The organism is Nonomuraea sp. NPDC004702, from assembly GCF_053601695.1.
Genome location: NZ_JBSGCE010000039.1, coordinates 1 through 13,778, shown reverse-complemented (window position 1 = coordinate 13,778; position 13,778 = coordinate 1). Strand labels below are relative to the sequence as shown.

At 71.4% G+C, this 13,778-nt stretch carries 14 protein-coding genes; 10 read left to right on the top strand and 4 right to left on the bottom strand.

The window, feature by feature from the left end; translation table 11 throughout:
• Positions 1-15 precede the first annotated feature (15 nt).
• On the top strand, positions 16-1,203 hold the full coding sequence (locus tag ACWEJ6_RS36325; RefSeq protein WP_358284604.1) for a lytic transglycosylase domain-containing protein: 1,188 nt from the start codon (positions 16-18) through the stop codon (positions 1,201-1,203).
• Here ACWEJ6_RS36325 and ACWEJ6_RS36320 read toward each other — a convergent pair.
• Positions 1,194-2,153, bottom strand: coding sequence for a ferrochelatase (locus tag ACWEJ6_RS36320; RefSeq protein ID WP_397216642.1), 960 nt, complete (start codon positions 2,151-2,153; stop codon positions 1,194-1,196). The genes ACWEJ6_RS36325 and ACWEJ6_RS36320 overlap by 10 nt on opposite strands.
• A 107-nt stretch (positions 2,154-2,260) precedes the next feature.
• Between ACWEJ6_RS36320 and ACWEJ6_RS36315 the strand changes: the two genes are divergently transcribed.
• On the top strand, positions 2,261-4,237 hold the full coding sequence (locus ACWEJ6_RS36315) for a prolyl oligopeptidase family serine peptidase (protein WP_452429687.1): 1,977 nt from the start codon (positions 2,261-2,263) through the stop codon (positions 4,235-4,237).
• Positions 4,237-5,025 carry an inositol monophosphatase family protein gene (locus ACWEJ6_RS36310; RefSeq protein WP_452429685.1) on the top strand — a complete coding sequence of 263 codons (789 nt, stop codon included), beginning with the start codon at positions 4,237-4,239 and terminating at the stop codon, positions 5,023-5,025. Before ACWEJ6_RS36315 ends, ACWEJ6_RS36310 begins: the two co-directional genes overlap by 1 nt.
• A 63-nt stretch (positions 5,026-5,088) precedes the next feature.
• Here ACWEJ6_RS36310 and ACWEJ6_RS36305 read toward each other — a convergent pair whose 3' ends face one another.
• Complete coding sequence (locus tag ACWEJ6_RS36305) at positions 5,089-5,253, bottom strand: hypothetical protein (RefSeq protein WP_352324241.1); 165 nt, start codon at positions 5,251-5,253, stop codon at positions 5,089-5,091.
• A gap of 223 nt (positions 5,254-5,476) precedes the next feature.
• Here ACWEJ6_RS36305 and ACWEJ6_RS36300 point away from each other — a divergent pair, with 223 nt between their 5' ends.
• The 4 genes from ACWEJ6_RS36300 to ACWEJ6_RS36285 all read left to right on the top strand — a co-directional run bounded on the left by ACWEJ6_RS36300 (position 5,477) and on the right by ACWEJ6_RS36285 (position 8,981).
• Entirely contained in the window at positions 5,477-6,130 is a 654-nt protein-coding gene (locus tag ACWEJ6_RS36300) for a response regulator transcription factor (RefSeq protein ID WP_349451511.1), read from the top strand.
• Positions 6,131-6,168: 38 nt separating this feature from the next.
• Entirely contained in the window at positions 6,169-7,437 is a 1,269-nt protein-coding gene (locus ACWEJ6_RS36295) for a sensor histidine kinase (RefSeq protein WP_397163545.1), read from the top strand.
• 340 nt (positions 7,438-7,777) lie between these two features.
• Positions 7,778-8,077, top strand: coding sequence for a DUF4193 domain-containing protein (locus ACWEJ6_RS36290; protein WP_352324238.1), 300 nt, complete (start codon positions 7,778-7,780; stop codon positions 8,075-8,077).
• Between the two features lie 94 nt (positions 8,078-8,171).
• Positions 8,172-8,981: a hypothetical protein gene (locus tag ACWEJ6_RS36285; protein ID WP_358284617.1), complete on the top strand. Its 810-nt coding sequence runs from the start codon at positions 8,172-8,174 to the stop codon at positions 8,979-8,981.
• Positions 8,982-8,997: 16 nt separating this feature from the next.
• Here the strand turns inward: ACWEJ6_RS36285 and paaK are convergent, their stop codons facing one another.
• Together paaK and paaI are read right to left on the bottom strand one after the other, a co-directional pair.
• Positions 8,998-10,296, bottom strand: coding sequence for a phenylacetate--CoA ligase PaaK (gene paaK / locus ACWEJ6_RS36280; protein WP_364328672.1), 1,299 nt, complete (start codon positions 10,294-10,296; stop codon positions 8,998-9,000).
• Positions 10,293-10,661, bottom strand: a complete 369-nt coding sequence (gene paaI, locus ACWEJ6_RS36275; RefSeq protein ID WP_357965867.1) for a hydroxyphenylacetyl-CoA thioesterase PaaI — start codon at positions 10,659-10,661, stop codon at positions 10,293-10,295. Before paaI ends, paaK begins: the two co-directional genes overlap by 4 nt.
• Before the next feature lie 174 nt (positions 10,662-10,835).
• Between paaI and ACWEJ6_RS36270 the strand changes: the two genes are divergently transcribed.
• The 3 genes from ACWEJ6_RS36270 to ACWEJ6_RS36260 all read left to right on the top strand — a co-directional run.
• On the top strand, positions 10,836-11,783 hold the full coding sequence (locus tag ACWEJ6_RS36270) for an MBL fold metallo-hydrolase (protein WP_352359151.1): 948 nt from the start codon (positions 10,836-10,838) through the stop codon (positions 11,781-11,783).
• Positions 11,780-13,330 carry an FAD-dependent monooxygenase gene (locus tag ACWEJ6_RS36265; protein ID WP_452429681.1) on the top strand — a complete coding sequence of 517 codons (1,551 nt, stop codon included), beginning with the start codon at positions 11,780-11,782 and terminating at the stop codon, positions 13,328-13,330. Before ACWEJ6_RS36270 ends, ACWEJ6_RS36265 begins: the two co-directional genes overlap by 4 nt.
• 9 nt (positions 13,331-13,339) lie before the next feature.
• Positions 13,340-13,778, top strand: a 439-nt coding sequence (locus ACWEJ6_RS36260; RefSeq protein WP_452429679.1) for a trehalose-6-phosphate synthase, incomplete at its 3' end; no start/stop codon positions are given.

Genomic DNA, 13,778 nt, shown 5'->3' with positions numbered 1-13,778 from the left:
GTTAACGTGTGGCTGATGTCCGGTCTTCCCTCTCTCCGCGCGGTCCTGCTCATGGTCCTCGGCGTGCTCGTGGTCACCGCCGTGGCCGGGGGAGTCGTCGTGCTCATGGGCGATGACCTGGTCAGAACGGCCCAGGAGCCGGTGCGCAGGCCGATCACCCGCGCGGTTCCGGAGGCCGCTCCCCGCCTCGACCAGCTCGTACCCACGACGGCGCCGGTCAAGGATTTCGGCCAGGGCGGGCCGGGCGTCACCGTGACGCCGCCGCGCGTGCTGGCGATCGCGCCCGCCACGGTCTCCCGGCGGACGAGGCTCGCTCTGGGCGCGCTCAAGCACGTGCAGAAGGCCGCCGTCGTGGACGCCGGCGCGGTCAAGGTCGCCGGCACGTCGCTCAACCTGCTGGCCGTCGACCCGGCCGACTTCCGCTCCTGGACGCCCCAGCCCGTCGCCGACCAGCCCGCCGTCTGGAGCGCGCTGGCCAGGGGCGAGCTGGTCGCCGAGGCCGGCACGACGCGCAGGTACGGCATGATCCTCGGCGCGATGTACCAGGTGGACGGCGGCCCGAGACTCCGGGTCGCGGCCTCGGCCACGCTCGGGCTCTCCGGCGTGGACGGCCTGGTCAGCCTGGAAGTGGGCCGGTCGCTCGGCTTCGCGAAGGGCGTCGCGGTGCTGCTGCACGGCAAGCCGGGCACGATCGCCGAGGCCGGCGTGCGGCGGCTGCTCGGCAAGGGCGCGCAGGTCGTCGTGCTCGACGCGGCCAGCCGCACCCAGCGGCAACAGCAGCAGCAACCGCAGCGACAACAACAGCAGCCGGTCACCGTCGGCCGCCCGAACAGCTACCTCGACCTCTACAAGGCCGCCGCCACCCGCTGCCCCGGCCTGTCCTGGACGGTGCTGGCGGCCATCGGCCAGGTCGAGAGCAGCCACGGCCGCAACAACGGCCCCTCCAGCGCGGGCGCCCTGGGGCCGATGCAGTTCATGCCCGCCACCTGGAAGCACTACGGCGTGGACGGCGACGGCGACGGCAAGGCCGACATCTGGAGCCCCTACGACGCGGTGCCCGGCGCCGCCAACTACCTGTGCGCCAACGGCGCGGGCAAGGGCGGCGCGAAGCTGCGCAAGTCGATCTGGTTCTACAACCACTCGTGGGACTACGTGGACAAGGTCATGGGCATCGCCGAGGCGTACGCCCGCACCTACGCCTGAGGCCGCCCGCCGGGCCGGACCGGACGCGGGCAGCAGGTGAGCGGGCACGCGACGGGCTCCGGCTCGTCCATCAGCTCTCTGACCATGCGCACGAACGCCGGATGGGTGCCGGCCGTCGCCGCGCGCTCCATCGGCAGGCCCAGCTCGGCGGCCACCTGCCGGGCCTCGGTGTCGAGGTCGTAGACGACCTCCATGTGGTCGGAGACGAACCCGATCGGCACCAGCACGACCGAGCCGGCGTCCGTCTTGCGTAGGAAGTCGCACACGTCGGGCTCCAGCCACGGCACCTGCGGGGGGCCGCTGCGCGACTGCCACACCAGGTGCCAGGGCTCGTCGCGGCCCAGCGCCTGGTTGACCAGCTCGGCGCTGCGGCGGAGCTGGGACTCGTACAGGCCGCCCGAGGGGCCGGCGGTCTCGGCCATCGACACCGGGATGCTGTGGGCGGTGAACACCAGCCGGGCGTCCTGGCGGCCCAGCCGCTCCAGCGCCTGGCGCGTGTGGTCGGCCATCGCCGCGACGAACCCCGGATGGTCGCCGAAGTGCCGCATCTTGATCAGCTCGGGGCCGCCCTCGACGGAGATCCTGGCGATGTCCTCGTAGTACTGGCGGCAGCTCGAATATCCGGCGAACGCCGAGGTGGCGAAGACGGCGGCCCGGCGCACGCCGTCGGCCGCCATCCGCCGCACGGTGTCCTCGCCGAAGGGGTGCCAGTTGCGGTTGCCCCAGTAGACCGGCACGCCCGCGACCGGGCCCAGCGCCTCGACCAGCTCGCGGTTCTGCCGGTTGATCGGGCTGACGCCGCCGAACCCCTGGTAGTGCTCGGCCACCGCGAGCAGCCGCTCGCGCGGCACGCCACGCCCCCGCACGACGTTCTCCAGGAACGGCAGCACGTCGTCGGGGCCCTCGGGGCCGCCGAACGACAGGACGAGCAGAGCGTCGTAATCAGCCACGTGTCAAGCCTAGTCAGGAGAGCGGGCGGTCCGGCCCGAGGGAGGGTGCGGAGGCGCGGAGCGCGGTGTCGCCCGCGGAGCGCCGGTGACCAGGTAGGTTCGATCGAGTGAGCGCATTCGATGACATTCGTGACTATGTGGCCATTCCCCGGGTCCTCTCCCTGAAGCTCTCGCCTGACGGCTCCCGTCTGATCTCGGCCGTGCAGGCCCTCAATCCGGACGGCAAGTCGTACGGCACCGCGCTCTGGGCGATCCCCCTCGACGGTGAGCCGTACCGTCTGACCCGTTCCGCCAAGGGCGAGACGGCCGCCGTCTTCACCGACGCCGGGGACGTGCTGTTCACCTCCGCGCGCCCCGACACCACCGTCAAGGACGCGACCGACGAGGTGCCCGCGCTGTGGCTGCTGCCGCGCGCCGGCGGCGAGGCCCGCCAGATCGCCACCCGCCCCGGCGGCATCGGCGCCGCGCGCACGGCGGGCGACGTGGTGGTGTTCGCCTCCGACGTGCTCGACGGCGACGAGTCGACCGAGGAGGAGCGGCGCAAGGCCCGCAAGGACGCCGGGACCAGCGCGATCCTGCACGAGGGCTACCCGGTCCGCTACTGGGACCACGACCTCGGCCCGGCCCGCACCCGGCTGTTCACCGGCCGGCTCGGCGCCGACCGCCTGGAGGACGTGCGCGAGCTGACCCCCGACGCGGGCGAGGCGCTGCGCGAGGCCGCCTTCGAGCTCACCCCCGACGGCTCCACCGTGATCGTCACCTGGCGCAGGTACCTGTCCGGCGGCGACAGCCGTACGGACCTGGTCGCCATCGACGTGGCCACCGGCGAGCGGCGCACCCTGCTCACCGACGAGGCGCACGACTTCGGCGGCCCGATCGCCGTCTCGCCCGACGGCACGCGGGTGGCCTGCGCGCGCGAGCGCATCACGAGCAGGGACGTCTCCGTCCGCGTGGAGCTGTGGATCGCCGACCTGGCCACCGGCGAGGGCCGGGCCTACGCCCCCGACCTGTTCCCGATGGACCTCGCCTGGGCCCCCGACTCCTCGGCCCTCTACCTCGTCGCCGACCACCAGGGCCGCCGCCCGGTCTTCCGCGTCCCGCTGGACGGCGAGCACACCAGGCTCACCGGCGACGACGCCGCCTACCTCGGGGTCAACGCCAGCGCCGACGGCGCGTACGTCTACGCCCTGCGCAGCAACATCGCCCTCGCCCCCGCCCCCGCCAGGATCGACGCGGCCACCGGCGAGATCGCCGACCTGCCCTCGCCGGCCCCGCGCCCCGAGGTGCCGGGCACGCTGACCGAGATCTCGACCACCGCCGACGACGGCGCGACCGTGCGCGGCTGGCTCGTGCTGCCCGAGGGCGCCTCGGCCGACAACCCGGCGCCGTTCCTGCTGTGGATCCACGGCGGCCCGGTCGCGTCCTGGAACGACTGGCAGTGGCGCTGGCAGTCGTGGATCATGGCGCAGCGCGGGTACGCCGTCCTCATGCCCGACCCCTGCCTGTCCACCGGCTACGGCCAGGAGATGATCGACCGCGGCTGGGGCGCCTGGGGCCCGCGCACCCAGGCCGACCTCGACGCCATCGTGGACGTCGCCCTGGCCAGGGACGACATCGACGACGAGCGCGTGGCGGCGATGGGCGGCTCGTTCGGCGGCTACATGGCCAACTGGCTGGCCGGGCACACCGACCGCTACCAGGCCATCGTCACCCACGCCGCGCTGTGGAACCTCGACCAGTTCGCCGGCACCACCGACTCCTCGCTGTACTGGCAGCGCGAGTTCGGCGAGCCCGGCTCGGAGCGCTACGACCAGCTCTCGCCGCACCTCGGGCTCGGCAAGATCACCACCCCGATGCTCGTCATCCACGGTGACAAGGACTACCGGGTGCCGATCGGCGAGTCCCTGCGCCTGTGGTGGGACCTGCAGCGCACCGACGTCGAGTCGAAGTTCCTGTACTTCCCCGACGAGAACCACTGGATCCTCAAGCCGGGCAACATCGTCGCCTGGTACGAGACCGTGCTCGCCTTCCTCGCCCAGCACGTGCTCGGCGAGGAGTGGAAGCGCCCGGACTCGGTGGCCTGATGACCGACTTCCTGCGGCTGGCCGAGGACGTCGCCCGCGAGGCCGGGGACATGCTCCTGGCCAAGCGGCCCACGATGTCGGAGGACGTCGAGACCAAGTCCAGCCCCACGGACGTCGTCACCATCCTGGACAAGGCGTCGGAGGAGCTGATCCGCGAGCGGGTCCTGGCGGTCCGTCCGGACGACCGGTTCCTGGGCGAGGAGGGCGGCGAGGCGCCGGGCGCGTCCGACGTGCGGTGGATCGTCGATCCCGTCGACGGCACCGTCAACTTCCTGTACGGCCTGCCCGACTGGGCGGTGTCCATCGCCGTCGAGGTCGCCGGGCGAATCGTGGCGGGGGTCGTCAACGTGCCGGCGCGGGGCGAGGTGTTCAGCGCCGCGCTCGGCGAGGGAGCCTGGCTGGGCGGCGCGCGGCTGCGCTGCAACAGCGGGGTGCCGCTGGCCCGGGCGCTGGTCGCGACCGGGTTCGGCTACTCGGCGCCGCGCCGCGAGGTGCAGGGACGGGTCGTGGCGGCGGTGCTGCCGCGGGTGCGCGACATCCGGCGCGGCGGCTCGTGCGCCATCGACCTGTGCTCGGTGGCGGCGGGCCGGGTGGACGCGTACTACGAGCGCGGCACCAACGCGTGGGACCACGCCGCGGCAGGGCTGGTGGCGACCGAGGCGGGCGCCCGGCTCGGCGGCCTGCACGGCCGGCCGGTCGGCCCGGAGTTCGCGCTGTGCGCGGCTCCCGGCCTGTTCGAGGAGCTGCACGACCTGCTCGTGCCGCTGGACCCCGAACGCGACTCCTGACCGGGCCGCGGGCATGACAGGACGGCCGGGGCCCGGCGGGCCCCGGCCGTCGCACGCGTATGTCTAGCGCGGCAGCGGGACGCCGTGATCGTCGGCCAGGCGGCGCAGGTCCTCGATCTCGGCGGTGAGGGTGTCGGCGAGGTAGTCGTCGCCGGTGCTGCGGGCCTCGGAGAGGCTCTTGTAAGCCTGGTCGAGGCGGCGTTCGATCGTGGTGGTGAACTCGCCCATCTCACCTACTCTCTCAGGGGTTCGATCCGTGCGGGGCGAAGGGAACCATTGCCACTGGATGTCCGGGCAATGGGTGTCCCGACGGCATACCCCGGGTTATCGCCCTCTGAAACATGAATTTGTGCGGCCCCTGCCCGGCACACCCCTGGACATGCCTTACCGTGCGCTTATCGAGCCTGTAGGCAGAATGAGACACCGGAACCGGAAAGAGGGTGTACCAGGCGTGCGAGTGCTGGTTGTCGAGGATGAGCGGGTGCTCGCCGACGCGATCGCGACCGGGCTGCGGCGTGAGGCCATGGCCGTCGACGTCGCTTACGACGGCGGCGGCGCCCTTGAGCGCACCTCCTACATCGACTACGACGTGATCGTGCTCGACCGCGACCTGCCGGTCGTGCACGGCGACGAGGTGTGCCGCCGGCTGGTCGAGCAGCGCTCGGCCTCGCGGATCCTCATGCTGACCGCCTCCGGCGACGTGGACGACAAGGTGGAGGGGCTCGGCCTCGGGGCCGACGACTACCTGGCCAAGCCGTTCGTGTTCATCGAGCTGGTGGCCCGGGTGCGCGCGCTCGGCCGGCGTTCGGCGCCCGCCCTGCCGCCCGTGCTGGAGCGGGCCGGGATCCGCCTCGACCCGGGCAAGCGGCTGGTCGAGCGCGACGGCAAGGAGATCGTGCTCACCAAGAAGGAGTTCGCGGTCCTGGAGGAGCTGATGCGCGCCGAGGGCGCGGTGGTCAGCCAGGAGGACCTGCTGGACAAGGCGTGGGACGAGAACATCGACCCGTTCACCAACGTCGTCCGGGTGACCATGATGACGCTGCGGAAGAAGCTGGGCGAGCCTCAGGTGATCGAGACCGTGCCCGGGGTTGGGTACAAGTTGTGAGCGAACGGCCAGAGCGCGGGGCGGGGCCGACGCATCCGATGATCAGCCCCCATTCGGCCAGGAAGGCGACGCGCGTGCAGGAGGCGCCACCCCCGAGCGGGCCGCCGGCCTGGGACGGCCCGCCCCCGCCCGGCTCCGAGACGCCCGCCCGCAGCACCCTGGAACGGGTCAGGGGGTTGCCGGCCAAGGTGAGCATCCGGTGGCGGCTCACGCTCACCTACAGCGCTCTGGTGTTCGCCGCCGCGGCCGTGCTGCTGTTCGTCGTCTACTCGATCGTCGGCAAATCGATCGAGAACGCCTGGCCCGACCTGATCACCGACGACCTCGACCCGCTCGACGCCGCCATCATGCAGAACCGGTGGACCCTGGCCAAGGGGCGGGCCGTCAGCAGCGCGCGCGACGCGCTGTTCACCAGCTCCTTCATGGCGCTGGCCGGGGTCGGCATCCTCGCGCTCATCATCGGCTACTTCGTGGCCGACCGGGCGCTGCGGCCGGTCACCCAGATGACCAGCGCGGCCCGCAAGCTCTCGGAGAGCACGCTCGCCCACCAGCGCATCGCCCTGCGCGGCCCCAACGACGAGCTGAAGGAGCTGGCCGACACCTTCGACGCCATGCTCACCCGGCTCAACATCGCCTTCGACACCCAGCGCAGATTCGTGGCCAACGCCTCCCACGAATTGCGCACGCCGTTGACGATTAACCGGACGGTCCTGGAGATCGCGTTGTCGGATCCGGAGGCGTCCGAGGACCTCAAAGCGCTCGGCCGCACGCTGCTGGAAGTCAACGCGCGTAACGAGAAGCTCATCGAGGGACTGCTGTTGCTCGCCAGGAGCGAACGAGAACTCGCGGTGCGCAAACCGCTCGACGTTCAGGAAGTCGCGCAGACGGCGGTGGAACAGCTCGCGCCCTTCGCCGCCGAACACGGCGTGACCGTTGTGGCCGAACTGGTCAGCGCGCCTACCGTGGGCGACCCGGTGCTTCTGGAGCGGTCGGTCAGCAACCTGCTGGAGAACGCCGTGAAGTACAACCTTCCTGAAAACGGAAAAGTCTGGATCCGGACGGGAATGGCAGACGGGGGGCTGGTTGTTCAGGTGGCCAACACGGGGCAGCACGTCCCGGCGTACGAGGTGAACAGCCTGTTCGAGCCGTTCAGGAGGCTCCACGCCGACCGCGTGGAATCGGCCAAGGGATCGGGTCTGGGGCTGTCCATCGTCCGTGCGGTGGTGCAGGCACACGGTGGAAACGTGACCGCGGTGCCGCGTGATGGCGGAGGACTTGTGGTGACGATTCGGCTTCCGACGCGTTGACCGAGCGTCCTTGAGTGGTCCATGGGGCGCCGACGGGTGACGTTCAGGGGTGTTCGTCCGCGTGTTGATGTAGTGGGGGCGTCTCGTTCTCGCCGTACATGTGGTTGGATGTGCCGTCGAACACGGTCGTGCATGACGCCAAGGCTGTGGGTTTCGCCATATTTGGCTAACCATTGCCGTCGGCAGCAGGCCCTGTCGTGTTGGGAGGTTCGTTGTCCGTTCGCGCGGGGTACCGATGGAAAATCTCCCCGACGGAACGGGCACAAGATGGGCCTCCCGGACGTTAGAAGACGCGCGATGAGCGCGAAGACATATAGATGAGGGGGATGGAGTAAGCACAATGGCTACCGACTACGACAGCCCGCGAAAGACAGACGACGACCTGGGGGAGGACAGCCTCCAAGAACTCCAGGCACGGCGTACCGACAAGTCGTCCGGCAGCATCGACATCGACGAGACCGACCTCGCCGAGTCGCTGGAGCTGCCCGGCGCGGATCTGTCGAACGAAGAGCTCTCCCTGCGGGTGATTCCCCGTCAGGCCGACGAGTTCACCTGCTCGCGCTGCTTCCTGGTGCACCACCGCAGCCAGCTGGCCTCCGAGAAGAACGGCCAGCAGATCTGCCGGGAGTGCGCCGCCTGACCGCTGGAGCGAAGGAGCTCAGGGTGAGGGACCCAAGGCACGACCGAGCCCGCCTACCCTGAGCGGTCGCGACCAAGAGGACGGAGGCATCGCGTTGGCCGAGCCCGAGAAGGACAAGCAACAGACGGACGACGGGATCGCCGACCCCGACAAGGAGGTCGGCGAGCTCGTTGTGCGGCTCACCGCGCCCGGTGAGCTGGAGCCGGCCGAGCGGCGCAGACTGCTCGGCCGACTAGCCAGGTCCCTGGCCGCAGGGGCGAAGAAGGCCCGCGAGAGCGGCGCCGGCCGCGGCCGCTGGCTGGCCGACGTCTTCCTCAACATCGCGCCCCGCATCCCCATCCGTGACCTGTCGACGCTGTCCGAGCATCATCACGGCCTCACCGGCGAGGAGCTCGCCGACGACCTGGTGCGCACCGCCCAGAAGGCCACGATGACGGTCGGAGCCATCGGCGGAGCACTGGCGGCGGCCCAGTTCGCCGCACCACCCCTCCTGCTCTCCGCGCCCGCGCAGCTCGTCGCGGAGACTATCGTCGTCGCCGCGATCGAGGTCAAGCTCCTGGCCGAGCTGCACGAGGTCTACGGCGTCCGCGTCCAGGGCAACGGCACGCAGCGCGCCTTCGCCTTCGCCTCCGCCTGGGCCAAGCAGCGCGGGATCGACCCCCTCGCCCCCGCGTCCGTCTCGCTCGCGCTCGGAGCCGCGTCGAAGGCCGCTCTTCGCAACCGTCTCATGCGCACGCTCGGGCGCCATCTGACCACGTTCGGCCCCTTCCTCACCGGAGCCGTCGCCGGCGGCGCGCTCAACCGCGGCGCGACCGGCAAGCTCGGCAAGGCCATCCGCGCCGACCTGCGCCTCAAGGGCCCGTCGTTGCCGCCGCCCGACCCTCGTGACGAGCTGACGCCGTAGCCAGGCGGCCGCGAGGTCAGACGTCCCGGCTGTCCACCACGCGCTTGAGCTTGCCCACCGACCGCTCCAGCGTCTCGGGGTCCACCACCTCGACCTCGACGCTCACGCCGACGCCCGCCTTGACCGCGTGCCGCAGCGCGCGCCCGGCCTCCTCGCGGCCGGTCGCGCCCGGCCGCGCCTCGACCCTGACGGTGAGCACGTCGAGCCGGTCCGGCCGGGTCAGGTGCAGCTGGAAGTGCGGCGACAGGCCGGGCACGCGCAGCACGAGCTCCTCGATCTGGGTCGGGAACACGTTCACGCCGCGCAGGATGATCATGTCGTCGGTGCGGCCGGTGACCTTCTCCATGCGGCGGAAGGCGGGCCTGGCCGTGCCGGGCAGCAACCGGGTCAGGTCGCGGGTCCGGTAGCGGATGACCGGCATGGCCTCCTTGGTGAGGCTGGTGAACACCAGCTCGCCGCCGTCGGGGGCGGGCTCGCCGGTGAACGGGTCGACGGTCTCGGGATAGAAGTGGTCCTCCCAGACGTGCAGGCCGTCCTTGGTCTCGACGCACTCGTTGGCCACGCCGGGGCCCATGACCTCCGACAGCCCGTAGATGTCGACGGCGTGCAGGTCGAAGCGCTCCTCGATCTCGGCGCGCATGCGCTCGGTCCAGGGCTCGGCGCCGAAGATGCCGATCTCCAGCGAGCTCTCGCGCGGGTCGAGGCCCTGGGCGGCGAACTCGTCGAGCAGCGCCAGCAGGTACGACGGCGTGACCATGATGACCCTGGGCCGCAGGTCGGTGATGAGCTGGACCTGCCGGGCCGTCATGCCGCCGGAGACCGGCACCACCGTGCAGCCCAGCCGCTCGGCCCCGTAGTGGGCGCCGAGACCGCCGGTGAACAGCCCGTAGCCGTACGCCACGTGCACCACGTCGCCTGGACGCCCGCCGGACGCCCGGATCGACCGGGCCATCACCTGCGCCCAGACGTCGAGGTCGGCCTTGGTGTACCCGACGACCGTGGGCTTGCCCGTCGTGCCCGAGGAGGCGTGGACGCGCGCCACCCGCTCGCGCGGCACGGCGAACATGCCGAACGGGTACGACTCGCGCAGGTCCTCCTTGGTGGTGAACGGGAAGAGCGCGAGGTCGTCCAGGCTCCGGCAGTCGCCGGGACGGACGCCGTGCTCGTCGAACTTGCGCCGGTAGAGCGGCACGTTGTCGTAGGCGTGGGACAGCGTCCAGCGCAGGCGCTGCAGTTGCAGGGCCATGAGCTCGTCCCTGGAGACGCGCTCGACCGGGTCGAGCTCCTCGGGGGACGGCGGCGGGAAGGGCCTCATCTCAGCTCCCTGCTGCGCCCGCGGAACTCCGCGACCACCCGGCCGCCGGCCCCGCGCACGGTGATGTCGTAGATGCCGCTGCGGCCGTAGGTGGTGCGCTCGGCCGCCTCGGCCACCAGCACGTCGCCCTCGTGGGCGGGGGCGACGAAGGTGATCTCGGCCCCGGCCGCCACGGTCACCGGGCCCCGGGTGTTGCACGCGCAGGCGAAGGCGGTGTCGGCCAGGAGGAAGACGTAGCCGCCGTGGCAGATGGCGTGTCCGTTGATCATCTGGCCGGTCACGGCCATCCGGCACACCGCGCGCCCCTCGGCCAGCTCCACCAGCTCGATGCCCAGGGCGGCGGAGGCGGTGTCGGCGTCCAGCATGCGACGCGCGCTCTCCAACTGGTCTCCCTTGCTTACTGACCGAATGTTCGGTAAACACTTCCCCGTCCTGCCGAGCACTGTCAAGGGAGGGCCGGCGCAGCGCAGCTGCAAGGGCCGTCTGTGGGGTATGTCCTGGTTCGTCAGCGGGTCGGCCTCAGCGCGTGAGGAGAGACGATGATCAAGCCGTTCGCCTCGTCGGCGGATCTCGGTGAGAAGCGGCAGTCCCTTGAGGTGCTGGCGGAAGGCGTCTACGCGCTCACCGCCGAGGGCGACCCCAACGTGGGCGCGATCGAGGGCGAGGACTTCCTGGTCTGCTTCGAGGCCCTGGCCACGCCCACGGCCGCCGGCGACTGGCTGGCCAGGCTGCGCGAGCACACCGGCAAACCGGTCAGGTACCTCGTGCTCTCGCACTACCACGCGGTCCGCGTGCTGGGCGCCTCGGCGTTCGGCGCGGACGTCGTCGTGGCCCACGACAAGACCCGCGAGCTGATCGCCGAGCGCGGCGAGCAGGACTGGGCCAGCGAGTACGCCCGCATGCCCCGCCTGTTCAAGGATCCCGGCTCGATCCCCGGCCTGACCTGGCCCACCGCCACCTTCAGCGACACCTTCACCATCGACCTCGGCGGCGGCAGGGGCGACCTGGTGCTGGCCCACTGCGGACGCGGCCACACCGAGGGCGACCTGGTGGCCTGGCTGCCCGACCGGCGCATCCTGTTCGCCGGCGACCTGGTCGAGTCGCAGGCCGCGCTCTACACCGGCGACGCCTTCCACCGCGAATGGGCCTCCGGCACGCTCGACCGCGTCGCCTCGTTCGGGGCCGAGACGCTGGTCGGCGGCAGGGGAGCGGTGGCCCACGGCAAGGCCGAGGTCGAGGCGGCCATCGCCCAGAGCCGCGACTTCCTCACCGTGATGCTGCGCGAGGTCGGCGCGGCGAGCGGGCTGAAGGAGGCGTTCGAGCGCACCCACCGGGCCCTGCGGCCGCGCTACGGCGGCTGGCCCATCTTCGAGCACTGCCTGCCCTTCAACGTCTCCCGCCTCTGGGACGAGCTCCACGGCGTCGAACGGCCGCGCGTCTGGACCGCCGAGCGCGACCGCGAAGTGTGGGACGAGCTCCAGTCATGAGGCCCGCGGAGTCCGTGCCGCAGGTCATCGTCGTCGGCGCGGGACCGGTCGGCCAGACCGCCGCGTTGCTGCTGGCCCGCTGGGGCATCCGGGTGCTGGTGCTGGACCGGAGGCAGGCCCGCGACGGCGGCGGCTCGAAGTCGATCTGCCAGCAGCGCGACGTGCTCGACATCTGGGCCGCGGTGGGCGCGGGCCGGGTGGCGGAGGAGGGGCTGGCCTGGACCACCGCCCGCACGTACTACCGCGACCGCGAGCTGTTCTCCTGGTCCTTCGACGGCCAGGGCCCGCTGCCGCCGTGCGTGAACATCTCCCAGGCCCGCACCGAGCAGCTGCTCGACGAGGTCATCGCCGACCAGCCGCTCATCGAGGTGCGCTGGGGCCACGAGGTCACCGGGCTGGTCCAGGACCCGGCGGGGGTGGAGGTCCAGTGCGGGCAGCGGCTGCTGCGCGCCCCCTACGTGCTGGTCTGCGCGGGCGCGCGGGCCCAGCAGGTACGCCGGTCGCTCGGCGTCTCCTTCGACGGCGAGGCGTTCGACGACCAGTTCCTGATCTGCGACATCCGGGCGGATCTGCCCGGCTGGGAGAACGAGCGGCGCTTCTACTTCGACCCCGTGTGGAACCCGGGCCGGCAGGTCCTCATCCATCCCTGCCCCAACGGGACGTACCGGATCGACTGGCAGATCGCGCCGGACTTCATCCCAACAAGAGACGATATTTCGCAGAAAATCCAGCAAATCATCGGGGATCGGCCGTACGAGCTGATCTGGCACAGCACGTACCGGTTCCACTCGCGCATCGCCTCGCGCATGCGGGTCGGACGGGTGCTGCTGGCCGGCGACTGCGCCCATCTGGTGGCGCCCTTCGGGGCCCGGGGGCTCAACTCCGGCGTGCCCGACGCCGAGAACGCGGCCTGGAAGCTCGCCTTCGCGCTCAACGGCTGGGCCGGGCCCGAGCTGCTGGAGTCGTACCACGCCGAGCGGCACGCGGCGGCGCGGGAGAACCTGGAGGTGACCGCCGCCACCATGCGCTTCCTCGCGCCGCGGACGGACCGGGACCGGGCCAGGCGGCGGGAGGTGCTGGAGGCCGGCCTGGTCGCCGAGGTGGACTCCGGGCGCTTCGCCGAGCCCTACTGGTACGTGGACTCGCCGCTCACCACGCCCGAGCCGGGCCGGCCGTTCGGGGGGCGTCCGCCGAAGGGCGCGCTGTGCGATCCGGCCCCCGGAGTGATCCTGCCGGACGTGCCGCTGGCGAAGGGCAGACTGCGCGAGTTCTGCCGGGACGGTTTCCTCATTCTGTTGGGTGATATGTGCGATTCGAGTTTGTTTGTGCAGGTCCTGGGCAAGGTCATTACGGCACCGCTCGCCGTCCGCGAGCTCACGGAGATGGATGCGACCGGCTCGCTCGCCGAAAGACTCGGTGCGCGGCCGGATGAAGCATGGGTGATCAGGCCAGATGCCCACATCGCCGCGATCATTCCCCGCGGGGGGCCGGACGAGGTCGCGGCCGCCGTGAGCCGCGCCTGCGGCTCTCCTCGACCTGAGCCCTAGGAGGACTGCGTGACCGGCCGTAGCTCGTTTCTGATCGTCGCGAACCGCTTGCCGGTCGATCGCACGATCGAGCCAGACGGAACGGCCTCGTGGCGCAGGAGCCCGGGGGGGCTCGTGACGGCCATAGCGCCCGTGATGAAGCGCCGCCACGGCGCCTGGGCCGGTTGGCACGGCGCGCCGGACGAGAAGCTCGAACCGTTCGAGCAGGACGGCATGAGCCTCATCCCCATCCCGCTGTCGGCCCGCGAGGTCGAGCTCTACTACGAGGGTTTCTCCAACGCCACGCTGTGGCCGCTCTACCACGACGTGGTGGCGCCGCCGGTGTTCGAGCGGGAGATGTGGGAGACCTACCGTTCGGTCAACGAGCGCTTCGCCGCGGCCGCCGAGGACCGCCACGGCACCCCGTCACAGGTCATGCGGGCCTGCAACACCACCTTCCAGATGTACG